Source organism: Streptomyces apricus (assembly GCF_008369065.1).
Classification (GTDB): Bacteria; Actinomycetota; Actinomycetes; order Streptomycetales; family Streptomycetaceae; genus Streptomyces; species Streptomyces apricus.
This window is the reverse complement of sequence record NZ_VDFC01000028.1, coordinates 86,824-108,773: the sequence shown is the minus strand read 5'-3', so window position 1 is coordinate 108,773 and position 21,950 is coordinate 86,824. Positions and strand designations below refer to the sequence as shown.

At 73.1% G+C, this 21,950-nt stretch carries 21 protein-coding genes; 6 read left to right on the top strand and 15 right to left on the bottom strand.

What is annotated here, in order from left to right; all coding sequences use genetic code 11:
• Positions 1 to 24 precede the first annotated feature (24 nt).
• On the top strand, positions 25 to 1,098 hold the full coding sequence (locus tag FGF04_RS10045) for an alkene reductase (protein ID WP_149510917.1): 1,074 nt from the start codon (positions 25 to 27) through the stop codon (positions 1,096 to 1,098).
• A gap of 232 nt (positions 1,099 to 1,330) precedes the next feature.
• Positions 1,331 to 1,930 (top strand): DUF6328 family protein, encoded by a 600-nt coding sequence (locus tag FGF04_RS10040; RefSeq protein WP_149510916.1) that lies wholly within the window; start codon positions 1,331 to 1,333, stop codon positions 1,928 to 1,930.
• Positions 1,931 to 1,956: 26 nt separating this feature from the next.
• On the opposite strand, the gene FGF04_RS10035 is transcribed toward FGF04_RS10040, so the two are convergent.
• The 6 genes from FGF04_RS10035 to FGF04_RS10010 all read right to left on the bottom strand — a co-directional run bounded on the left by FGF04_RS10035 (position 1,957) and on the right by FGF04_RS10010 (position 6,285).
• Positions 1,957 to 2,472, bottom strand: coding sequence for an SRPBCC family protein (locus FGF04_RS10035; RefSeq protein ID WP_149510915.1), 516 nt, complete (start codon positions 2,470 to 2,472; stop codon positions 1,957 to 1,959).
• Between the two features lie 150 nt (positions 2,473 to 2,622).
• Positions 2,623 to 3,120 carry a GNAT family N-acetyltransferase gene (locus FGF04_RS10030; RefSeq protein ID WP_149510914.1) on the bottom strand — a complete coding sequence of 166 codons (498 nt, stop codon included), beginning with the start codon at positions 3,118 to 3,120 and terminating at the stop codon, positions 2,623 to 2,625.
• A gap of 51 nt (positions 3,121 to 3,171) precedes the next feature.
• A complete protein-coding gene (locus tag FGF04_RS10025; RefSeq protein WP_149510913.1) occupies positions 3,172 to 4,365 on the bottom strand; it encodes an acyl-CoA dehydrogenase family protein in 1,194 nt (397 codons plus the stop codon).
• A 93-nt stretch (positions 4,366 to 4,458) separates the two neighbouring features.
• The gene (locus tag FGF04_RS10020) at positions 4,459 to 5,139 is read right to left on the bottom strand and encodes a DUF3618 domain-containing protein (protein WP_149510912.1); all 681 of its coding nucleotides are present in this window, start codon (positions 5,137 to 5,139) and stop codon (positions 4,459 to 4,461) included.
• Positions 5,115 to 5,531, bottom strand: a complete 417-nt coding sequence (locus tag FGF04_RS10015; protein WP_149510911.1) for a phage holin family protein — start codon at positions 5,529 to 5,531, stop codon at positions 5,115 to 5,117. Before FGF04_RS10015 ends, FGF04_RS10020 begins: the two co-directional genes overlap by 25 nt.
• A gap of 1 nt (position 5,532) precedes the next feature.
• On the bottom strand, positions 5,533 to 6,285 hold the full coding sequence (locus FGF04_RS10010; RefSeq protein ID WP_149510910.1) for a hypothetical protein: 753 nt from the start codon (positions 6,283 to 6,285) through the stop codon (positions 5,533 to 5,535).
• Positions 6,286 to 6,567: 282 nt separating this feature from the next.
• On the opposite strand from FGF04_RS10010, the gene pepN reads away from it, so the two are divergent.
• Positions 6,568 to 9,018 (top strand): aminopeptidase N, encoded by a 2,451-nt coding sequence (pepN, locus tag FGF04_RS10005; protein WP_149510909.1) that lies wholly within the window; start codon positions 6,568 to 6,570, stop codon positions 9,016 to 9,018.
• 79 nt (positions 9,019 to 9,097) lie between these two features.
• Positions 9,098 to 9,514 carry a DUF1761 domain-containing protein gene (locus tag FGF04_RS10000; protein ID WP_149510908.1) on the top strand — a complete coding sequence of 139 codons (417 nt, stop codon included), beginning with the start codon at positions 9,098 to 9,100 and terminating at the stop codon, positions 9,512 to 9,514.
• Here the strand turns inward: FGF04_RS10000 and FGF04_RS09995 are convergent.
• Positions 9,511 to 11,610, bottom strand: a complete 2,100-nt coding sequence (locus tag FGF04_RS09995) for an MMPL family transporter (protein ID WP_149510907.1) — start codon at positions 11,608 to 11,610, stop codon at positions 9,511 to 9,513. The two genes, FGF04_RS10000 and FGF04_RS09995, sit on opposite strands and share 4 nt — an antisense overlap.
• An 87-nt stretch (positions 11,611 to 11,697) precedes the next feature.
• On the opposite strand from FGF04_RS09995, the gene FGF04_RS09990 reads away from it, so the two are divergent.
• Positions 11,698 to 12,201, top strand: coding sequence for a MarR family winged helix-turn-helix transcriptional regulator (locus FGF04_RS09990; RefSeq protein WP_149510906.1), 504 nt, complete (start codon positions 11,698 to 11,700; stop codon positions 12,199 to 12,201).
• 12 nt (positions 12,202 to 12,213) lie between these two features.
• Here the strand turns inward: FGF04_RS09990 and FGF04_RS09985 are convergent, their stop codons facing one another.
• The 3 genes from FGF04_RS09985 to FGF04_RS09975 all read right to left on the bottom strand — a co-directional run bounded on the left by FGF04_RS09985 (position 12,214) and on the right by FGF04_RS09975 (position 16,090).
• A complete protein-coding gene (locus tag FGF04_RS09985; protein WP_149510905.1) occupies positions 12,214 to 12,786 on the bottom strand; it encodes a DUF4383 domain-containing protein in 573 nt (190 codons plus the stop codon).
• 180 nt (positions 12,787 to 12,966) lie between these two features.
• Positions 12,967 to 15,003 carry a hypothetical protein gene (locus FGF04_RS09980; protein WP_149510904.1) on the bottom strand — a complete coding sequence of 679 codons (2,037 nt, stop codon included), beginning with the start codon at positions 15,001 to 15,003 and terminating at the stop codon, positions 12,967 to 12,969.
• Between the two features lie 130 nt (positions 15,004 to 15,133).
• Positions 15,134 to 16,090 (bottom strand): quinone oxidoreductase family protein, encoded by a 957-nt coding sequence (locus FGF04_RS09975; RefSeq protein WP_149510903.1) that lies wholly within the window; start codon positions 16,088 to 16,090, stop codon positions 15,134 to 15,136.
• 49 nt (positions 16,091 to 16,139) lie between these two features.
• Between FGF04_RS09975 and FGF04_RS09970 the strand changes: the two genes are divergently transcribed.
• On the top strand, positions 16,140 to 16,721 hold the full coding sequence (locus FGF04_RS09970) for a TetR/AcrR family transcriptional regulator (RefSeq protein WP_149510902.1): 582 nt from the start codon (positions 16,140 to 16,142) through the stop codon (positions 16,719 to 16,721).
• Positions 16,722 to 16,776: 55 nt separating this feature from the next.
• Here the strand turns inward: FGF04_RS09970 and FGF04_RS09965 are convergent, their stop codons facing one another.
• The 5 genes from FGF04_RS09965 to FGF04_RS09945 form a co-directional block, all read right to left on the bottom strand.
• A complete protein-coding gene (locus tag FGF04_RS09965; protein ID WP_149510901.1) occupies positions 16,777 to 17,634 on the bottom strand; it encodes an MBL fold metallo-hydrolase in 858 nt (285 codons plus the stop codon).
• 132 nt (positions 17,635 to 17,766) lie between these two features.
• Positions 17,767 to 19,473: a RecQ family ATP-dependent DNA helicase gene (locus FGF04_RS09960; RefSeq protein WP_149510900.1), complete on the bottom strand. Its 1,707-nt coding sequence runs from the start codon at positions 19,471 to 19,473 to the stop codon at positions 17,767 to 17,769.
• Positions 19,474 to 19,622: 149 nt separating this feature from the next.
• Complete coding sequence (locus FGF04_RS09955) at positions 19,623 to 19,931, bottom strand: hypothetical protein (RefSeq protein ID WP_149510899.1); 309 nt, start codon at positions 19,929 to 19,931, stop codon at positions 19,623 to 19,625.
• Between the two features lie 408 nt (positions 19,932 to 20,339).
• Positions 20,340 to 20,969 carry a hypothetical protein gene (locus FGF04_RS09950; RefSeq protein ID WP_235882265.1) on the bottom strand — a complete coding sequence of 210 codons (630 nt, stop codon included), beginning with the start codon at positions 20,967 to 20,969 and terminating at the stop codon, positions 20,340 to 20,342.
• 103 nt (positions 20,970 to 21,072) lie between these two features.
• Positions 21,073 to 21,834, bottom strand: coding sequence for a class I SAM-dependent methyltransferase (locus FGF04_RS09945; protein ID WP_149510898.1), 762 nt, complete (start codon positions 21,832 to 21,834; stop codon positions 21,073 to 21,075).
• Between the last annotated feature and the right edge of the window lie 116 nt (positions 21,835 to 21,950).

Here is a 21,950-nt window from a genome sequence, read left to right as displayed (position 1 = left end):
CACGGACCGCTAAGGAGTTCTGACGTGACGAGCCTGTTCCAGCCCTATCAGCTCGGTGGACTGACGCTTCCCAACCGTGTGGTGATGGCCCCCATGACCCGGGTGAGGGCCGCCGCCGGCGGTCTGGCCACGCCGTCGATGGCGACCTACTACGCCCAGCGCGCGACCGCCGGACTCATCGTGACGGAGGGCGTCCAGCCGAACCTGATCGGACAGTCCAACCCCGGCACGCCCGGCCTGCACACCGACGAGCAGCAGGCGTCCTGGCGGCAGGTGACGGACGCCGTGCACCTCAACGGCGGGCGGATCTTCGCCCAGCTCATGCACGGCGGACGCGTCTCGCACCCCGACACCACGGGCCTGCAGCCGGTCGGCCCGTCGGCCGTCCCGGCCACCGGCGAGGTGTTCACCCCGACCGGGCCGCAGGCCGCCCCCGTGCCCCGTGCGCTGGAGACGTCCGAGGTGCCGGAGCAGGCCCGCTCCTACGCCGACGCGGCGCGGCGGGCGGTGGACGCCGGCTTCGACGGCGTCGAACTGCACGGCGCCAACGGCTACTTGATCTCACAGTTCCTGTCGTCCGACGCCAACCTGCGCACGGACGGGTACGGGGGTTCGGTGGCCCACCGGATCAGGTTCGCCGTCGAGGCGGTCGCCGCGACGGTCGACGCCGTGGGCGCGGCGCGCACGGGCATCCGGCTCTCGCCGGGCGGGACCTTCTGGGGGGTGCACGAGACCGAGGTGACGGAGCTCTACACCGCCCTGCTGGGCGAGCTGGCCCGGCTGGAGGTCGCGTACGTGCACCTGGAGGCGACCACGGACGAAGAGGTGCTGGTGCAGCTGCGCCGCGCCTGGCCGGGCACCCTCGTCATGAACCCGGCCCTGCCCATGGGGCCCAAGCAGGTCGGCCGGTCCGAGGCCGACCACTGGCTGGACCTGGGCGCGGAACTCATCAGTTTCGGCCGCGCCTTCATCGCCAACCCCGACCTGGTGGAGCGCCTGCGCACGGGCGTGCCGATCGCCCCCGTCGACGAGGCCACCTGGTACCAGGGCGGTGACGCCGGGTACCTGACCTACCCGACGTACCGGTACAGCGCCTGAACACCGCGGACGGGCACCGTCGGTGCCGGTCAAGGCGCCGAGGTGCCCGACGAGCCCCTTCGGGTCGTCCTCGATGGGCTCGACCGGGCGTACGTGACCGCTGTTCCCGCCGGGAGGCGCCTTCCTGACGCCCCGACGGGCAGGCTTGTCGCAGGCCGCGCGGGGTACGCGGGTCTTCCCGACGTCCGTGAACCGCGTGCCGACGCGCCGCGCACATCACCTTGGAGGACCCATGGCCGTGACCGACCCAGCCGCGCCGGCGAGGCAGGACGCAAGTGGGCCGACCGCGACCGGAGGTGCCGCGCGGCCGGAGGACTCCCGGGCCACCGACCCGGCGCACCGGGGCGCCGGCGCGCAGGCGGAGGACCCGGAGGGTCCGAGAGAGCGGATGAACCGCCGCTGGAACGAACTCCTGCAGGAGACCCGGGTCGCGCAGACCGGCGTGCAGATCCTCTTCGGCTTCCTGCTCAGCGTGGCGTTCACCGCGGGATTCCGGGAGCTGGGGACCATCGACCGCACCATCTACGTGACCACCGTGGTGCTGGGCGCGGCGGCCACCGGCTCCCTGATAGCCCCGGTCTCCATCCACCGCTTCCTGGCGGGCCAGAGCATGAAGGACGAACTGGTCGAGACGGCGCACAAGCTGATGATGTTCGGCATGGTCCTGCTGGCCCTCACCATCGGCTCGACGCTGCTGCTCATCCTGCGCGTCGTCCTGCCGGGCATCGTCGCGGAGGTCCTCGTCGCCGGCGTGATGCTGTACTTCGGCGTGTGCTGGTACGCGCTGCCCCTCTGGCTCCGGCGCCGGGCGTCCCGCGACGAGAAGGCCTGAGGTGCACGCGCGACCGGGCGCCCGGGTCAGCTGTGCGCCGGGGCCTCCAGCTCGCGCTTGAGGTTGCGCAGGGTCCTGTCGATGTTGCCCACCTGGAAGGCGGCGAAGGTCTTGCCGCCCGTGGCCACGTAGTCGAAGGCGTTGGCCACGAAGGTGGGCCAGGAGCGGCGGTCGTCCGTCCAGGTCTCGGTCACCCGTGTCCCGGTGCCCTCCGGCGCGAAGCGGTACTCCCAGGTGGCGATCGGTGCCTTCAGGCGCGGCTGCCTGAGACCGATCGCGTGGACGCGGAAGGCGAAGCGGCTGCCGGGATCCGCCGCGGTGACCGTGCAGCGGGTGGTCCAGCGGTGGCGGCCGCGCCGGTTGTACCCCTCGAAGACCAGACCGACCCGGGCCGGTTCGTCCCGCGTTCCCTCGGGGAGCGTCGCGCCCAGGTTCTCGGGGCTCCAGCGGCCCATCTGCGCGGGCCGGGCGACCTGCCCGTACACCGAGGCCGGCGACGCCTCGACCAGGATGCTGCGGGCGACGGTGAACGTGCGGGGCATGGGCGCTCTTTCCGTGGACGCTGCTGAACCTGTCGGTAACCTTACTCGCAAGTAATGGAGTGATGGTGCGACCACCCCGCGACCGGATCCGAGGTCGGAGCCAGGCCCGGATCCGGATCCGGATCCGGATCCGAGGTCACGGCAGGATGCTCAGGGATTACGGAACTCCAGCTCCGGCCGGTCCCACACCACCGCGGGAGGCGTGGCGGCCGCGGTCCCGACGCGCACCGCGCCCACACTCCGGTAGAAGCCCTCGGCGGGAGGATGCGACACCACCCGTACCCGGTCGAGGCCGGCGGCCCGGGCCTCGGCCCGCATGTGCGCGACGAGCAGCCGGCCCACCCCGCGCCCCTGCGCGGTGTCGGCGACGAACAGCAGGTCCAGCTCCGGCGGGGCGAGGACGAGCGAGTAGAAGCCGAGGACCTGTCCGTCGCGCTCGTCCGCGGCCACGAAGACCCGGTGGTTCTCGATGTAGTCCGGGCCCACCCGGTAGCCCGCGACCATGGCCGCGTACTGCCCCTCGTAGGCCCGCGAGCCGCGCACGAGCCGGGTGAGCCGCCTGGCGTCCCGCGCGGTGGCCCGGCGGACCGAGACCGGCCCGCGCCCGCCGGGGCCGGTCCCGCTCCCACCTGCGATGTTCCGGTTCATCAGGCGAGTATCACGTACGGGGGAGGGCCGACCCGCACCGGTGTGCCCGTCTCAGACGAACGCGCTCTCCCCGGTGATCGCCTTGCCCACGATGAGCGTGTTCATCTCGCGCGTGCCCTCGAAGGAGTAGATGGCCTCCGCGTCCGCGAAGAAGCGGGCCACGTCGTAGTCCAGCACGATCCCGTTGCCGCCGAAGATTTCCCGGGCCCAGCCGACCACCTCGCGCATCCGGGCGGTGACGTACGCCTTGGCCAGCGACGAGTGCTCGTCCCTGAACACACCGGAGTCCTGCAGCCGCGCGAGCTGCACCAGCATGCCCCAGCAGGCCGTGATGTTGCCCAGGCTCTTCACCAGCAGGTCCTGGACGAGCTGGAAGCCCGCGATCGGGTGGCCGAACTGCTCGCGGTCGGTGGCATAGGCGAGCGCCAGCTCGTACGCGCCGATCATCACTCCCAGCGCCTGCCATGCGACGCCGCTGCGGGTGGCGCGCAGGACCTCCGCCACGTCCCGGAACGACTCGACGTTCTGCAGCCGGTCGGCCTCCGGCACCCTGACACCGGTCAGCGTGATGTCCGCGTTCTCGACGATCCGCAGGGAGATCTTGTTCTCGATCCTCTCCGCGACGAAGCCCGGTGTGTCCCTGGCGACCACGAACCCCTTGACCTGGTCGTCCGCCACGTCCCGTGCCCAGACCACGACGTGGTCGGCGAACGTGGCGTTGCCGATCCACCGCTTGGCGCCGTTCAGGACCCAGGTGTCGCCCTCGCGCTCGGCGGTGGTGCGCATGCCGGCCGCCACGTCGGACCCGTCGAGCGGTTCCGTCAGGGCGAAGGCGCCGATCGTGTCCATGGAGGCCATGCCCGGCAGCCAGCGCTCCCGCTGCTCCTGGCTGCCGCCGGCCTCGATGGAGTACATGGCCAGCCCGTTGTGGACGCCGTAGAACGTGGCGACCGACGCGTCCACCCGGCTCATCTCCAGCGCCATCATGCCCGTCAGCAGATGGCTGACGGCGGGACGGTGCTCGCCGTAGCCCTCGTACGACAGCCCGACCAGACCGCTCTCCCGGAACCTCGCGATCAGCTCCTTCGGGAAGGTGCCCGCCGCCCAGTTCTCGTTCACCAGCGGCTTCACCTCGTCGCGCATGAACGCCCGCGTCCTGAGCAGGATCTTGCGTTCCTCGTCGGAGAGCGCGGCCTCGAAGTCGTAGAAGTCGGCCGCGATTCCGTCATCCGTGGAAGATCTCATGGACGCCTTCTTCCACGATTTCCGTGCAGGATGCACGCGAAGCGGGCCCCGGAACGTGTCCGGGGCCCGCTTCGGCGGAGGTCACACGGTCGGTCAGACGGATCCGCCGGACTGCCCGCGGGTCTCCTCGGCCACCGTCCGGCCCGACTCACGCGCCTGCTCGGTCACGTGCCCGGCCTGGGTCCGCGCCTCTTCCTGCGTGGTCCGGGCCGCGTCGGCCGCGGTGCTCTTCACTTCCTGTGCCGCGCTCTGCGCCGTTTCCACCGCACCTTCCTTCAGGTGCTGCACGGACTCCAGCGCCGCCTGCTTGACCGGCTCCAGGGCCTCGCCGCCCCGCTCCATGAGACCGGCGGCCTTCTGCTGCTCGGTCTGGGAGGCAGGAAGCAGCGACGACGCCAGGACGCCCACACCGAACGCGATCAGACCGGCGGCCAGCGGGTTGCCCTGCGTCTTCTCGACGGCGCGGTCCGGTACGTTCCTGGCCGCCTGCCCGGCGTGGCCGATGGCTTCCTGGGCCGTGCCGGCCGCGTTTCCCGTGCTCTCCTGGAGGGAGCCCGCGGCGGACCGCGCACTGTGCTTGGCCTCGTGGACACCGTGCTGAGCTGTACCCATGATGCGCTCCCGGACGCCGGTGACGGCGCCGCGCACGCGGTCGGTGCGGCGGCGCACGATGGTGCGAGGGCTGGCTTGGTGGGCGAGCTGGTCCACGTCCGCGGCCAGCCGCTCCCGAGTGGCGTCGATCTCTGCCCTCATGTGGTCGGGTGACGTGCCCATTCCGCGTTCTCCTTCATCGTTTCGACGGTCTGCTCGGGCTTCGGCGACACGGTGCGCATCTGCGTGCGGCCCCGCTGGTACAGCACGGCCGCGATCACGGCCCACACGGCGGTGACGATCAGGGCGGACCAGCCGGCGTCCATGACGTTCGCCAGTCCCAGCACGGCGGCCAGGGACAGGAACAGGAGCGTCATGTAGCCGGCGAATCCGGCGCCGCCGAACATGCCGGCCGCCTTGCCCGCCTTCGTCGCCTCCGTACGGACCTCGGTCTTCGCCAGTTCCACCTCCTGGCGGAAGAGGGTCTGCACGTCGGAGGTCACGGCGGACAGCAGCTCGCCGACCGACCGGTCCTGACCCTGCGACCCCACGGGCCCGGGAGGCACCGAGGTCATCTCACACCTCCGGGTAAGGACGTCCGGGCACACCGTTCGGGGGCGTGCCCACGGACGGCGGCGTCTGCGGTACGGCCGGGATCACCGGCGGTTCCGGCGCGCCCACGGGCGGCGGGCTCTGGGCCACGTCCACCGGCGCGGGCTCCTGCGGGGCGTCCACGGGCGGCGCCGGCGGGAGCAGCGGGTAGGACTCCTCGGAGATGCCCGGCTGCTGCTCCGCCGTCGTGCCGGACCCGGACGGACCCGTACCGGAGGATTCCTTCGCCTTGCTCGCCACCTTCGCCAGGTGGCCCACGGCCAGCCCTGCCAGGAGCGCGCCGCCGAGGAAGGCCCCGGGACGCCTGCGGGCGAAGCCCTGGAGGTCGGTCACCACGCCCTGGGCGCCCTGCTTCTGCAGGTAGTCCGCCGCGCGGTGCCCCCGGTCGGCGGCGTGTGCGGCCAGGCCGCGGGCGGGGGAGTCGTTCTGGGCGTTGTCCGCCAGTCCCGCCAGGTCGTCCGCCCACTGGCGCAGCGCGTCGGCCGCCCGGCCGGTCTGTCCCTCGACCTCGTTCAGGGCACGCTCACGCAGGTCGCGGACGACCGTGCCCGCCTGCTGCCGAGCCTCGCCCACCACGGCCCTGGCCTGGTCGGCGGCGGTCCCGGCGGTCTCGCCCGCGGCCTGCTTGGCCCGCTCGGCCGTCGCCGTCGCCTCTGCCTTGGCCGTCTCACCGGCTTGTTGCACCCTTCCGGTGTCGCCCTGCATGGACTCGCTCATCAGCCCCTCCTCCTCACGTTCGTGAAATCCCCTCACCCACCGTCCGCGGGAGCCGGACGCCGTCGTGTCAGGCGTCCTGCACCGGGCCGGGGGCGACAAGTGCTTCCGGACGAGTGGCTGCTCAGCGGGATTCCACACATGGGAGAGGCCACATAATTCGTTCTTCGCCGGCGCGCGCCGTCCCGCGACACCGCTCCGGAAAACCCCGCGCCCGGCGGACCCGCACGCCCTACGCTGACGCTCGCCGTCCGAGCCACCGAGCCGTCCGACGAGGGAGAACGCATGGAGACCCGGAGCCTGACCCGTACCGAGGCCGAGCGCCGCGCCGAACTGCTCACGGTCGAGCGGTACGACGTGGACATCGACCTCACCGGCCTGCTCGACGGGCCGCAGGTGCGGTGCGTCTCCACCGTGACGTTCGGCTGCCGCGAACCGGGCGCGGAGACCTTCGTGGACTGCGCGGCACAGGTCGTCACCGCGACCCTGAACGGCGCCCCGCTCACCCCGGGCACGGACGGCCGCATACCGCTGCCCGCGCTCGCCGCGCACAACGTGCTGCGCGTGGAGAGCGTCCAGGCGGACACGGCCACGGGCGAGGGGGTGCACAGGGCGACCGATCCCGCGGACGGCGAGGTCTACGTCTGGATGAGCTTCGAACCCGACGAGGCCCGGTTCGTCTGGGCGTGCTTCGACCAGCCCGACCTCAAGGCCCCGCACGCCTTCACGGTCACCGCCCCGGCCGGCTGGACCGTCACCGCCAACTCCGGCGACCCGGTCGTCGAGGAACGGGGCGCGGCCCGCCGCTGGACCTTCCCCGACACCCCGCGCCTGTCCGTGTACAACACCGTCGTCAACGCGGGCCCCTTCCACGAGATCCGCCGCCAGGTCGACGGCCACGACCTGGGCCTCTTCGCCCGGCGCTCCCTCGCCGCGGTGCTGGAGCGGGACGCCGAGGAACTCTTCACCCTCACCCGCCAGGGGCTCGCCTTCTTCGGTGAGGCCTTCGCGATGCCGTTCCCGCAGACCAAGTACGACCAGGTGTTCGTGCCCGAGTTCGGCGGGGCGATGGAGAACTACGGATGCGTGACCTGGTCGGACGTGTTCCTGCGGCGGGCCGAGCCGACCCCCGCCGAGCGCGAGCTGCTCGCGAGGGTGCTGCTGCACGAGATGGCGCACATGTGGTTCGGCAACATCGTCACCATGCGCTGGTGGGACGACCTCTGGCTGAACGAGGCCTTCGCGGAGTTCGCCTGCCACTGGGCCGCCGAGCGGGCCACCCGGTACACCGACGCGTGGGCCGGCCACCTGGCGGGCGACAAGCTCAAGGCGTACCTGGCGGACCGGGGACCCGCCTCGCACCCGATCCACCAGCCCATCCACGACGTCGCCCAGGCCGCGTCGATCTTCGACAACATCACCTATCCCAAGGGCGCCTCCGTCCTCCAGCAGCTCATGACGTATGTCGGCGAGGAGCGCTTCCGGGCCGGCATGACGGCCTACTTCGCCCGCCACGCGTGGGGCAGCGCCACGCTCCAGGACCTCGTCGACGCGCTCTCCGAAGTCAGTGGGCGGGACCTGGACGCCTGGCGCACGGCCTGGCTCGCGACGGCGGGCACCGACCGCTTCTCCCTGGAGCGCGACGGGGACGGCGTCACCCTGGTCGCCGACGGCACCCCCCGGCCGCAGGTGCTGGCGGTGGGCGCGTACGCCAGGAAGGGTGAGGCCCTGCACCGTACGGCGCTGGTACGCGTCGAGGTGACGGGGCCCCGTACCCCCGTCACCGGCCTGCCGTCCGCGTCGGACACCGCCGTCCTGCTGATCAACGACGAGGACCTGACCTTCGCGACGTCCCGGCCCGACCCGGCGGGCCGGGACGCCTTCTTCCGGTCGGCGGCGCTGCTGCCCACGCCGATCTCCCGCGGTGTGGCCACGGCGACCGTGTGGGACATGCTGACCACCGGCGAGGCGACGGCGGCCGAGGCCGGGCGGTCCGTCACCGCCGTGCTCGCCGCCGAGACGTCCGACGCCGTGATCGAGCCCTGTCTGACCCTCGCCTCGAACATCGCCGAGCAGTGGGCGCCGGACGCCGAGCGCGCCGCGCTGACGGCGGCGGTGGCGGCGGTCTGCCGGGACCTGGCCGCCGACCCGGGCCGCCGCCAGGTCGCCCTGCGCGGCCTGGCCCGTACGGCCACCGGCCCGGACGACCTGGCCCGGCTGCGCGAGCAGGCGGGCGACGACGTGGACCTGCACTGGCGCGCGCTGGTCCGCGCCGCGGAACTGGGGGAGGACGTCACGGCCGGGACCGCAGCCCTGCTGGCCCGCGACCCCGACCCCGACGCCCGGGTGCGCGCTCTCACGGTACGGGCCGCGCTGCCGGACCCCGCGGCGAAGGCGGAGGTCTGGCAGCGGCTGGCGGTGGACCGCGAGGTGCCCGTCAGCTCGGTCGGCCAGGTGGCGGACGCGTTCTGGCGCCCCGGCCAGGACGCCCTCCTCGCGCCGTACGCCGAGCGCTACCTGGAACTGCTCCCGCGGCTGCACCAGGGCGGCATGATCCTGGCGATGGTCTTCGCGGGCCGGCTCTTCCCGCCGTACGCCGTCGACGCGGCCTACGTCGAGGACGCCCGGCAGGCGGCCCGCGAGGCGGCCCCGGTGGTCCGCACCACCCTCCTGGAACGCTCGGACACGGTCCTGCGGATGCTCGCCTCCCGTGCCCGGCCGGACGGCGGGCGGTAGCGGACACCTCCTGTCCTGTACGGCGTCGAGACTCCTTCCGCCGGCGGTCGCAGGGACCGCGGGCGAAAGGAGTCTTCGCGTGTTCTCCGTCCTCGACGACATCAACTGGCCGGCCCTCGCGATCGCGGCGGTCGCCTCGTTCCTGATCGCCGGAGTGTGGTTCGCGGTCGTGATCGCCAAGCCGTACGCCGTCGCCCTCGGCCGGGAGGGCGCGCCCGCGCCCTCCCCGACGCCGGTCACCGTGGCGGGCCCGCTGCTGTGCACCCTCGCCACGGTCCTGACCAGCGCCGTCCTGGTGGAGGCGCTGGACATCACGGGCACCGGTGACGCGGTCGCCTTCGGGCTGATCGTCGGCGTCGGGTACCTGGGTGCGATGACCTTCCAGATCGCCATCAACCCGAACTTCCCGCGCCCGCTGTACTACGGGCTCCTCAACGCCCCGTACTTCGTGCTCACCAGTGTGCTGACCAGCGTGATCCTGGTGGCCATGCGCTAGTCGCGGTCGGACGGCGGTGCGGGCTCCTCGCGGGCGAGGCGGCCGGGCCACCAGACGGCCGGGCCGATGTCCCGCACCAGCGCCGGCACCAGCAGCGAGCGCACGACGACGGTGTCGAGCAGGACGCCGAAGGCGACGATGAAGGCGATCTGCGCGAGGAACGCGAGCGGGATGACGATCAGCGCCGCGAAGGTGGCGGCCAGCACCACACCGGCCGACGTGATCACACCCCCGGTCGCGATCAGCCCGCGCAGCATCCCCTGCCGCGTGCCCAGGCGCAGCGTCTCCTCACGCACGCGCGACATGAGGAAGATGTTGTAGTCGACGCCCAGGGCGACCAGGAACACGAACCCGTACAGCGGCACCGAGGCGTCCGTCCCCGAGAAGCCGAAGCCGTGCTGGAACACCAGGCCCGCGATGCCGAGCGTCGCCAGGTAGTTCAGTGCCACGGTGGCGACCAGGAGCACGGGCAGCAGCAGGCAGCGCAGCAGCACGATCAGGATGACCAGGATGATCGCCAGGACGACCGGGATGATCAGGGCCCGGTCGTGCTCCGCGGTGCGCTGGGTGTCGTACTGCTGGGCGGAGTAGCCGCCGACCAGCGCGTTCGCCTCCGTGGCGTGCAGCCGGTCGCGCAGGTCCTGCACGGTGTTCTTGGCCGCGTCGGTGTCCGGGGCGGCGGTCAGGACGGCGTCGATGCGCACCCGGCCGTCCACCACCAGCGGTTCCGCACCCGGCCGGCCCGACGCGCTCACCGCCTGCGCCTCGGCCACTCCGTCCGTCGCCGCGGCGGCGCGGGTGACCTCGGCCCGCCGGTCCGCGTCGGCGATGATCACGACCGGCTGGCCGGAGCCGCCGGGGAAGTGCCTGCCCAGGGTCTCCTGCGCGGCCACGGACGGCGCGTCGTTGACGAAGAGCTCGTCGAGCGGCACACCCTTCGACTGCAGCGCGGGGAAGAACGCGGCGCCCGCCACGAGGACGGCGACCGTGACCATCCACAGCTGCCGGGGGCGCGTGTCGACCCAGTGGGCGACGCGCCGCCAGATGCCGTGCCCGCCCGTCTCGGCGTCGGCCGACCGGGGCTTCGCGGGCCAGAAGGCCACCTTGCCCATGAGGGCGAGCACCGCGGGCAGGAACGTCAGGGTCGTCAGCACCGCGCACACGATGCCGATCGCCCCGACCGGACCCAGCGCGCGGTTGTTGGTCAGGTCGCTGAGCAGCAGGGCGAGCAGGCCCAGGGCCACGGTCGCGGCGCTGGCGGTGATCGCGCCGAAGGACTCGCGCAGCGCCGCCCGGGCGGCCCCGAAACGGTCGCCGCTGCGGGCCAGCTCCTCGCGGAAGCGGGCGGTCAGCAGCAGGGCGTAGTCGGTGGCGGCGCCGATCACGAGGATCGACAGGATGCCCTGCACCTGGCCGTCCACGCGCACCACGTCGTGGTCGGCCAGTACGTAGACGACGGCGCAGGCGATCCCGAGGGCGAACACCGCGCTGATGATGATCGTGAAGGGGAGCAGGACGCTGCGGTAGACCAGCAGCAGGATGACCAGGACCGCCGCCAGGGCCACGCCCAGCAGGATGCCGTCGATGCCCGCGAACGCCTCGCCGAGGTCGCCCTGGGTGGCCGCGGGCCCGGCGATCTGGACGCGGGCGCCGGGCACGTCACCGGCGGCCTGCCGCAGTTCGTCGAGGACCTCGGTGAGCCGCTCGCCCAGCTCCGGGCTCAGGGGGACCACGCCCTCCAGGGCGGCCCCGTCCTCCGAGCGCAGCGCCGGGGAGGGCGTGCCCTCCACGCCGTCGGTGCCGGCGAGCGACTTCAGGACCCGGGTGGCGTCGTCCTGCTGGGCGGTGGAGACCTTCCCGCCGCCGTCGGCGGTCCAGACGATGATCGCGGGCAGTGTCTCCTGCTGGTCGAACGCCTTCTGCTGCTCGATGACCTCGGTGGACTCCGCGTTCTGCGGCAGGAACGCGGCCTGGTCGTTGGTGGACACCTCCCCGAGCTTTCCGGCGTAGGAGCCGAAGGCGCCGCCGAGACCCAGCCAGACGACGACGAGAACGAGGGGGACCAGCCATCGGGCCGGTCGGCGCACGGTGTTCATTCAATTCCCAACGGACGTAGGCGGACACCGGTAAAGGTATCTCAAGGAGAAAGTATCTCAATCATCGAGAGATACTATCCTTGTGTCATGCAGCCCCAGAGTTCGGAGAGCCCCGACGGCCCCGACAGCGACCTCCAGGCCTACGCCGTCCTGCTGCGTACGCTGAACAGCGAGTTCAACCGCATCGCCCACTCGTTCGCCCAGGCCCACGGCCTGCATTCCACGGACGTCCACGCGCTGGCCGCGATCCTGGACGCCTCGGCGACCGACGGCGAGCCCATGACTCCCTCCCGGCTGCGGGAGCGCCTCAACCTCACCTCGGGCGCCGTCACCGCCTGTCTGGACCGGCTGGAGCGCGCCGGGCACATCAGCCGCACCCGCGAGAGCGCCGACCGCAGGGTCGTCCACCTCTCCTACAACGCCGGCGCCCGCGTGCTCGCCCGGGAGTACTTCAGCCCGTTGGCGCGCAGCACGGAGGCGGCGCGCCGGAAGTTCACCCCCGAGCAGCGCGAGACGATCGCGGACTTCCTGCGCGTCCTCAACCGCGAGCTGGCCGGTGAGCTGGCCGGCCGGCTCGACGGGGAGCGCTGACCCGGAGCCCGTTCAGCGCGCCGAGCGGGGCGCGGCACCCCGCGGGAGCGCGGTCGCGTGCGGTGCGTCGGCCGTGGCCCCCGAGGCCACGGCGCGCCGCCGCGCGATGGACTCCCGGGCCGCCTCCCGCGGGTGGCGGCGGCGCCAGTACGGGTTGTCGTGGGGCAGTCGGCCGGTGACGCGGCCGTACATGCCGAAGGTCAGGATCACGAGGCCCATGACGAAGCTGAACAGCACGTTCGGCATGCCGAAGTCGAGGAAGTTCGCGGCCTTGTCCATGATGAAGATGTGGGCGAAACCGCTGATCAGGAACAGGGTGCCGACGGTCATGTTGAGCGTCGAGGCGAAGTTCCCGCCGACCACTCCGCCGGCGATCAGCGCGAGGCCGACGAGGACGGAGACGAGGCTCAGGGCGCCGTTGGTCGTCAGTCCCGCGATGGTCCCGCCGTTCGTGTCGAACGGGCTGAGCCGGTCGGCGAAGCCGAGGATGCCGAAGACCAGGAGGGCCACACCGCAGAGCGCGGCCCCGTACCGGTAGACCGTGGCGAGTCTGTGGTCCACGGGAAGTTCGTCGCTGAGCTTCATGACGGTCGTTCCTCTCACGAGGCGGAGTGCCGGCCGACCGGAGAGGACCCCCTATCGGCCATTACGTCACATTCTGTCGCCGCGGTCCTCCCGGATGCACCGGGAGGACCGCGACCGCACAGGGAGGACCGCGACCGCACAGGGAGGGCCGTGACCGCGCCGGGAGGACCGCGACGCGGCTCAGCGCGGCGCCCGGACCGGGGCGCCCTCCGTCAGCCGGCCGGTGACCTCGGCGTCGGTGCCCCGGGAGGCGGCGGCGCGGACGGCGAGGAAGCGCCCGTCGGCCGTCGCGCGCACCGGCCCGGACGCCTTGACGCGCGTCACGGACCGGCTGCCGGCGGCCAGCAGGTACGAGGAGCCGGACGGTGCCCGCCAGCCGACGTCCGCCAGCACGTCCTGGCCGAAGCGGCTGCACTCGGCGGTGTTCTTGCGGACACCGGCCGGCCGGGCGGGCCCGGTGCCCGGACCGAGGAAGAGGTACTCCACGCGCCCCGGACCGCGCCAGGTGTCGGCGCGGGCGCACACCCACGTGGCCTGCCCGGCCCGCTCGGGCAGCTCCTGCTGGGCGAACACCCAGTGGTTGACCGCGCGCACGCCCTGACCGCGCAGCCCGTCCAGCCGGCAGGCGGTGCGCGCCCAGCCCAGCAGCGCCTGCGGGCCGGTGGCCTCCCTGGGCGGCCGCGGGCGTTCCCCCGGCGTCGGCGGCGGCATGTAGGTCAGGTGGACGGGGGAGAGGCCGCCGAGGTCGGTGAGCAGGAAGGCGTGCTTCTCGACGATGCGTGACGAGGACCGCAGCTGCACGACGGGCCAGGTACCGCAGTCCCCGCCCCCCGACGGCACCGGGACGGGCCCGGTGAGACCGCTCGCCGACCGGGGCACGTCACGGGACGGCGTGTCGGGCGCGAGCAGGTCACGGGTGCCCGCCTCGGCGATCCACGGCGCCAGCAGCAGGCGTACGGACCCGGAGGTGCGGGAGACGACGACCGCGGCGGCGGTCGTCACGTCGGCCCCGTCGGTCAGGGAGGACACCAGCTCGGGCCCTCCGTCGCCGCGCAACGGCTCGCTGTAGCGCACGAGGGTCAGGTCGTCGTGCAGGACGACGACCGCGCGTCCGTCGACGTCGCCGGCGAACAGCAGGCGCGGCGCCCGGCCGCTCCCGGTGTACGCCGCCCCCGCCTCCGTGGAGCGCCGTCCCGGCCACGCCGGGTCGGACCAGGCCCGCAGCGCGCGCTCCAGCAGCGGGCGGTCCGCGGTCCGGCCGCCGCGGGCGGGCCAGGCCGTGAAGTCCACCCGGGAGGTGTCCGCCCAGACGTCGGCGGGGGTGCGCCGCAGCAGCTCCGCGGCCGTCGCCCGCGCCGTCTGCCGCGGCCGCCCGTCCGCGGCGCGGTCACCGGCGGCGTCCGGCAGGGAGACGGCGACGCCCCCCACGCACACGGCCAGCAGCACCGCGGTCACGGCGGAGCGCACGCGCTGCCGGCGGCGCAGCAGATCGGTCGGCCGGGCGCGCAGCAGGCACGGATCGAACTCCGGCGCGAGCAGGACCGGGGCCGGCCCGCCGGCGTCGGCGGCAGGAGGCGGGGGCTCGGTCTCCGCGGGGGCCGCACCGGCCGGGCCGCCGGCCGCGGGCGTGCGCGACCCCTGCGTGGCGGCGAGCCGGCGCGCGGCCGCGACGGCTTCCCCGGGCTCGCCCACACCGGTCTCGCGCAGCACGCGGGCCGCCCCGTCGGGGGACAGCCCGTCCAGTACGAGCAGCGCGACGGCCGCCCGCACCGGCCAGGCGGTCTCCGCGAGGGCACGGTCCAGCGCCAGCTCCTCGGCGCCCCCGGACTGCGGGAAGACGCGCAGGCCCCAGACCGCCGGCAGGGCCGGACGCGCGGGCCACCGGCTCCCCGTGCCCGGGAACCGTCCGGGCCGCGCCTCCTGGTCCCGGGCGGCCCGCAGGACACGGACCCGCAGGGCCCGGTACCCGTCCGTGGCCCCCTCGGGCCGGCCCGCCACCGGCCGCTGCCCCGGTACCACCACCCGGCGGCGGGGCAGCGCCCGCTGGACGAGGCCGTGCGCGGCGAGTACGCGCCGGTGGCGGCCCAGGGAGCGGGGGAGGGTCACGTACACCAGACGCACCAGCCGCGCGTAATGCTCCATGAGCGCGGCCTCCGCGCGCTCCACGTCGAGCACGCGCGGCTCACTGTCCGGAATGGTCGGGCGCCGCATGAACATGATCGCTTCGCTCTTTCGGAGTACGAGGATGATCCGTCAGTACGGTCAAACGAGTGATCTTGGATGCCGTCACCCCGGTCGTGCGGACGTCCTGCGGTGATCTTGCCGCCCGCCGAGCCTCACCACCGGTTCACGGAATGAGGAGCAGTTTTCCGGTGGTCCTGCGCGACTCGATGTCCGTGTGCGCCCGGGCCGCTTCCGCCAGTGGGTAGCGGTCGCCGATCCGGACGGCCAGTTCGCCCTTCTCGACCATCGCGAACAGCTCGGTCGCGTGGGCGGTGAGTTCCTCACGGGTGCTGATGTGGTCGGGGAGGGTGCCGTAGGTGAGGCGGATGCTGCGCGGGATCTCGTTCACCGCGATGGTGGGCACGTCGCCGATCAGCGGCCCGTAGAACACCATCGTGCCGTGCGGGCGCAGCACCTCCAGAGACGCGGAGAACGTCGGCCCGCCCGCGCCGTCGAACACCGCGTGCACCCCTTCACCGCCGGTCAGCTCCCGCACCCTGTCGACGAACGCGTCGCCGGTGGAGACCAGGACGTGGTCGGCGCCTGCGGCGCGGGCGACCTCCACCTTCTCCGGCCGCGACACCAGGCCGATCACGATGCCGCCGCGCGCTTTGATCATCTGGGTGAGCAGCAGTCCGACCCCGCCGGCGGCGGCGTGCACGAGGGTGAGGTCGCCGGGCCGTACGGGGTGGCAGACGGTGCAGTGGTGATGTGCGGTCAGCCCCTGCAGCAGCACGGCCGCGGCGGTCTCCTCGTCGAGGGCGTCGGGCACCGCGACGACCCTGTCCACCGGCAGCACGACCTGCTGCGCGTAACTGCCGTGGGTGTCTACCGTCAGCCACGCGACACGGTCCCCCGGAGCGAACTCGCGCACGCCCTCGCCGGTCTCCACCACCTCACCGGCACCCTCCATGCCGGGCACCTCGGCCAGCCGCCCCCTGCGGATGCCGACGTCGAAGAAGTTGACGCCCGCCGCCCGGACGTCCACCAGTATTTCTCCCGGACCCGGTCGAGGTGCCGGCCGCTCCCGCAGCTCCAGCACTTCCGGTCCTCCTGCTCGGCTGATCACTGTTGCCTTCATGCGGCCGAAGGTAGGCACCGAAAAATGTACCTGCAAGTACACTTTTTCGATGACCACGAGGAAGGGCGCGGCGACCCGGCTGCGCATCGTCGAAGCCGCCGCGGCCGAGATCCGGGAACGCGGCGCGAACGCCACCACGCTCGACGACGTGGGCCGGCGCAGCGGGACCGGGAAGAGCCAGATGTTCCACTACTTCCCGAAGGGCCGCGAAGAGCTCCTCCTCGCGGTCGCCACCCACGAGGCGGACCGCGTGTTCGAGAGCCAGCAGCCGTACCTCGGCGAACTCACCTCGCGTGCGGCCTGGGAGGCGTGGCGCGACCTCGTCGTCGAGCAGTACCGCGATCAGGGGTTGTACTGCCCGCTCGGCGTGCTGATCTCCGACGTGGGCCGCTACAGCCCGGCCTCGCAGGAGATCGCGGCGCGTCTGGTGCGACGCTGGCAGGAATGCGTCCGGGCCGGCATCGAAGCCACGCAGGCGGCCGGCGAGGCCCACCGCGACCTCGACGCCGACCGCACGGCCGCGGCCGTCGTCGGCGCGATCCAGGGCGGCGTCACGGTGCTGCTCTCCACCGGCTCCACGGAACATCTCGAAGCCGGCCTGAACCTCTGCCTCGACCACCTGCTGGTGTGAACCCGCGGCCGTCGGACCGCGGCCCGTCCGTGGATGGCGGCCGTCAGGGCGCCGGTCAGAAGACCGTGGGCGTCGCGCCCGGCACGGTGGTGATGCGCGCATGCTCCCCGTGGCCGCAGTGCACCAGGCGGTCGGCGAGCCCGACGGCCCGCGCCTCGGCGAGGAACGCCTCGACGGGCGAGCGCATCACCGTGTAGTCGCCGTAGTGGATCGGCATGACCAGGCGCGGGTCGAGGCGCCGGGCCAGTTCCGCGCCCTGCACGCCGTCCATGGTGACCACGAAGCCGCCGGGCAGGCGTGTCCCGCCCAGGTGCAGGACGGCCAGGTCCGCGCGCGGGAAGCGCCGGGCGATCTCGTCGAGACCGTCGTACAGGAGCGTGTCGCCGGAGACGTACAGCCGCAGCCGGACCGGTCCGCCCACGGGACCGAACTCCAGCATGCTGCCCATCACCGGCGGCAGCAGACGGCTCAGCAGCCGGTCCCCCGCGTGGCGGCCGGGCAGGGCCGTGACCCGGACCTGGGACCCGCCGTGCTGGAGGGTCTGCCCCCGCCAGGTGCCGAGCCCCGCCGCGCGGCGGAAGCCGTGCACGGTCCTCAGGCGCCGGGCCGCGTGCGGGGTGGTCAGCACCGGCACGTCGTGGTCCAGGTGCCTGCGGGCGCGGCGGTCCCAGTGGTCGCCGTGCAGGTGCGACAGGACGATCCCGTCGAGGCGGGGGAGGTCGTGGACGTCGAGCGCCGGCTGCGTCAGGCGGCGGGTCAGCAGCCCGTACCCGAGGTAGGCGTACTGGCCGCGGTGCAGGAAGTTGGGATCGGTGAGCAGGGTGAGCCCGCCGTACCGCAGCAGTACGGTCGCGTTCCCGATGAAGTGGAGCTGCACCTCGTCGTCAGAGGTGTCGTTCGTTTGCTGCGGCATGACCGTGTCCTGTCCGACGGGGCCGGAGGGCGCTCCGTCTGCCACTGGCGTGCCAATGCCCTCCGACCGCCCGCAGTACCCCTGCCTCGCATGATCACTACAGTCCGCCGGAACGGAACGGCGCAGGGTGGGTCAGCCGACCGGATCGGCGGGCGCCGAGAGCAGGCCGTTCTCCGTCGCCGAGGCCAGGGACAGCGTCCGGTAGCCCATGCTCTCGAACAGGACGGTGATGCGGTCGCCGTCCTCGCTCATCACCGTGCCCCCGCCCCACGCCTTGTGCCGCACCACGGTCCCCGCCGGGTAGGAGGCGGCCGCCGGATGGACGGGCCGGTCCTCGCCCGCGCCGCCCGCCCCCTCGCCGGCCGTGTCGTCGGRCGCGGGGGAGGAGCACACGTCGCAGGCCCCGCACGGAGCCTCGTACGGCTCACCGAAGTAGCCGAGCAGGAAGCGGCGGCGGCAGCCGGTGGTCTCGGCGAACCCCAGCATCATCTCCAGCCGCGACTGCTCCATGCGCCTGCGGGCCTGCGCCTCCTCCGCGGCGAGCGCGGCGGCGTCCTCGGCCGTGACGCCGGGAACGGGGACGACCCGGCCGTCGGCGTCGGTGCTCACGGCACCCGCCTGTTCGAGGAAGTTGCCCGCCGCCGTCACGCGCCGGCGCGAGAGGTCCGTCCGCTCGCCCAGCTCGTCCAGGGAGACGGGTCCTCCGTGCCCGTGGATCAGCGCCGCGACCTCGCGGAGGGTGTCCTCGTCGGGCGTCTGGGTGGCGAAGAGGCGCTGCAGACCGCTGTCCTCGGACCGGTAGTGCAGGACGGCGACCGAGGGCGCGCCGTCGCGGCCCGCGCGGCCGATCTCCTGGTAGTAGGCGTCGAGGGAACCCGGCACGGAGGCGTGCAGCACGAACCGTACGTCCTCCTTGTCGATGCCCATGCCGAAGGCGGAGGTGGCGACCACCACGTCGGTCTCGCCCGCCAGGAAGGCGTCGTGCGCGCGGGAGCGCTCGTCGGCCGTCAGCCCGGCGTGGTAGGCGTCGGCGTGCAGGCCGAGCTCGCTGAGCTCGGCCGCGTACTCCTCGGCGTCCTTGCGGGTCGCGGTGTAGACGATGCCCGGCTTGGGCTCCCCGGCGGCGCGCTCCACCACCGTCCGGCGCTTGTCCGCGTCGTTCAGGAAGCGACGGACCTCCATGGTGATGTTCGGCCGGTCGAAACCGGCCACGACCAGGGAGGGGTCCTCCATGGCCAGCCGCCGCACGATCTCCTCGCGCACGGGCGGGGCGGCCGTCGCCGTCAGGGCCAGCACGGTGGGCCGGCCCACCCGCCGCACGGCCTGGGACAGGCGCAGGTAGTCGGGGCGGAAGTCGTGGCCCCAGGCAGTCACGCACTGGGCCTCGTCGACGACGAACAGCGAGGGACGCGCGTCGGCCAGCCGCTCGACCACCTCGTCCTTCGCCAGCTGTTCGGGGGAGAGGAACAGGAACTCGGCCTTCGCTTCCCGCACCGCCGCCCAGGCGGCCTCCGTTTCGGCGGCCGACTGGGCGGAGTTGACCGCGACGGCGTCCGGGACGCCCCGCCGCCGCAGCCCCGCCAGCTGGTCCCGCTGGAGGGCGATCAGCGGCGACACCACGACGGTGGGCCCGGGCAGCAGCACGCCGGCCACCTGGTACACCGCCGACTTCCCCGCACCGGTCGGCATGACCGCCAGGGTGTCGCGCCCCGCCATGACCGACTCCATGGCGGTCAGCTGGCCCGGGCGCAGCTCTTCCCAGCCGAACACGTCGGCGGCCGTACGCCTCAACCGGTCCGCGGTGTCCGCCGCGGTGTCGAGGTCGCTGTCCTGCGGCATGTACACATCTCTTTCTGAACCTGACTGGTACGGACTGGTGCGAACTGGTACGGACGGATACGGGTTGTCACGGGCTGGAGCGGGCTGCTGCGGATCGGACCGGAGCGGGGGCCGGGCCGGAGCGGCGCGGGGGACCGGACCGGCGCCGGTCAGGGCCGGGGATTGGTCCGCTGCCACCGGGGCCGTGCGTCGCTGCCGCGGCGTCCCGCGACGGAGGCGCAGCGCGGGCACTGGCGCTGCACCCGGTCGGCCGCGCCGCCGGACTCCGGGAAGGTGTCCATCCAGGTGATGTGCGGGAACCGCACCAGCTGGGAGCGGGAGAGGGACAGACCGCAGACGGTCTGGTTCATGCCGGGTTCCCAGGCGTGGACCTCGCCGGAGGGCAGCCGCTGCCGGCCGTCGTCCTCCACCGTCCACTGCCCGGACGCGGCCACGGCGTACTGCTTGGCGCGTGCCATGACGTGCTCAGACCGTCGGCCGGCCGGCGGCGGGGACCGGAGCGGCGAGGGGTTCGGGGCGTACAGGCACACGGGGTGAACGTTCGTGCTGGGGCATGACGGCGCCGTCCTCGGTCCGGGTGCGTACGGGGCACCGTTCGGATGTGTACGCAGCACCGGGTGCCCGGCCCGCTCGAACGTAAGCGCTACGACAGACGCGCACCTGCCCCGCTCACGGACGAGGCGGGACGCGGTGGGACGGGACGCGGTGGGACGGGACAGACGAACGGCCCGGCCGGATGTCCTGCCGTGCCACGCCGCTGCGCGGCCGCACGGCACTGATCCGGTCGGGCCCCCTGGCCGTTCGCCGGCGCGCCCCGCCCCAACAGGGCGCGCCCGCCCACGGCCAAGCCGTAAGCGCCGCGGGTGCTAGCCGATGTCGAAGTCGAGGTTCGTCACGTACCAGGCGTCCTTGATCTTGCTGGACTCGACCTTGATGTCCAGCTGGTCCTGCGTCACGCCGGTGGAGTGGGACAGGACGATCTTGTCCAGGGCCTGTCCGTCGACCGTGATCTTGTCCGCGGGGACCAGCACCTTGTCACCGGCGGCCGGGGCCTGGGTGACCTTCACCTTCGGGTCCTCCGAGGGCGGTTCGGGAGTGAACGACTCCTTGAACTGCCCGAGGGTCTTCTCCATCTCCTTGCGCTCGGGCGCGTCGTCGCCGCACGTCGTCTCGTCGCCGACCTTCGCGGGCTCGGAGCCGGACGCCGGTTCCGCCATCAGCAGGCACGTCCCCTCCGGGTCGCCCTTGATGACCGCCGCGACCCAGCCGGCGACGGCCTTCTCGGCCGTGGAGCGGTCCACGGCCGGGGTCTGCGCCGACGCGGAGGCGTCATCGCCCGTCTTCTCCGCATCGGCGGTGGGCGAGCTCTGCGCGGACGGCTTCTTGTCCGCGGCGGAGTCCGAGTCGTCCGAGCACCCCGCGAGACCCATGACCGCCGCCACGGCGACCCCCGCGAGCGAGCCGACCCTTCTCGCCCTCTGATCCACTAACACCACACCGACTGCCTTCCTGTGAACGTTCGTGCGCATCAACGGCACCACGAGTCACTCCGGTCGCGGTTCCGTTCACCCACCAAGACGGAACGGACGGCTCAACGGTTCATTTTTGAAGGAACGCGTCGTCGGAGGACGGGAGTCGGTAGACGGAGACATGGGACCGTGACGCGGCGGTGAACGCGGCGCCCTCCCAGTCCGCGTGCCTGCTCTCCAGCCGGAAGCCGGCCAACTGGGCCATGAGGTCGAGCTCGGCCGGCCAGACGTATCGGTGCGGGCTGCGGAACAACTGTGCCCGTTCGCCGTCGTCGAACCGGAAGTGGTGCGACACGACGCGCTGGTGCAGGACGTCGTAGGTGTCCAGGCCGATGTAGCCGGCGTCCGTCCGCCACACGGTGGCGTCCTGTCCCGGCGGGAGCTTGCGCAGTTCGGGCACCCAGAGCTCGATGACGAACCGTCCGCCGGGCCCCAGGTGGCGGGCGGCGTTGCGGAAGCACGCGACCTGTTCGTCCTGGGTGAGGAGGTTCGAGAGGGTGTTGTAGACGAGGTAGACCAGACCGTACGTGCCGGGGGCGGTGGCCGACGCCATGTCGCCCATGACCACGGGGATCGCCGACTCGTCCGCCTTGCGGCGCAGTTGCTCCACCATGGCGGGCGACAGCTCGATGCCGGTGACGGGGACGCCCCGTGCGGCGAGCGGGACGGCCACCCGGCCGGTCCCGACGGCGAACTCCAGGGCCGCTGCACCCTCCGCCAGGTGCGCGAGACGGTCCACGGTGGGGCCGAGGGTCTCCGGCGCGAACATGCCGGTGCCGGGTGTGTCGTACCGCCGGGCGACGTCGGCGTTCCAGATCTCCGCTTGCTGCATTCCGCCAAGGCTCGTTGCGGCAAAGGGAGTTGTCCACCGAATAACTGCGCGGCGGAGTCCGGTAAGTGCGCGGCGGAGTCCGGGGCGGGGGTGTTCCGGGACGGGCCGCCGTGCAC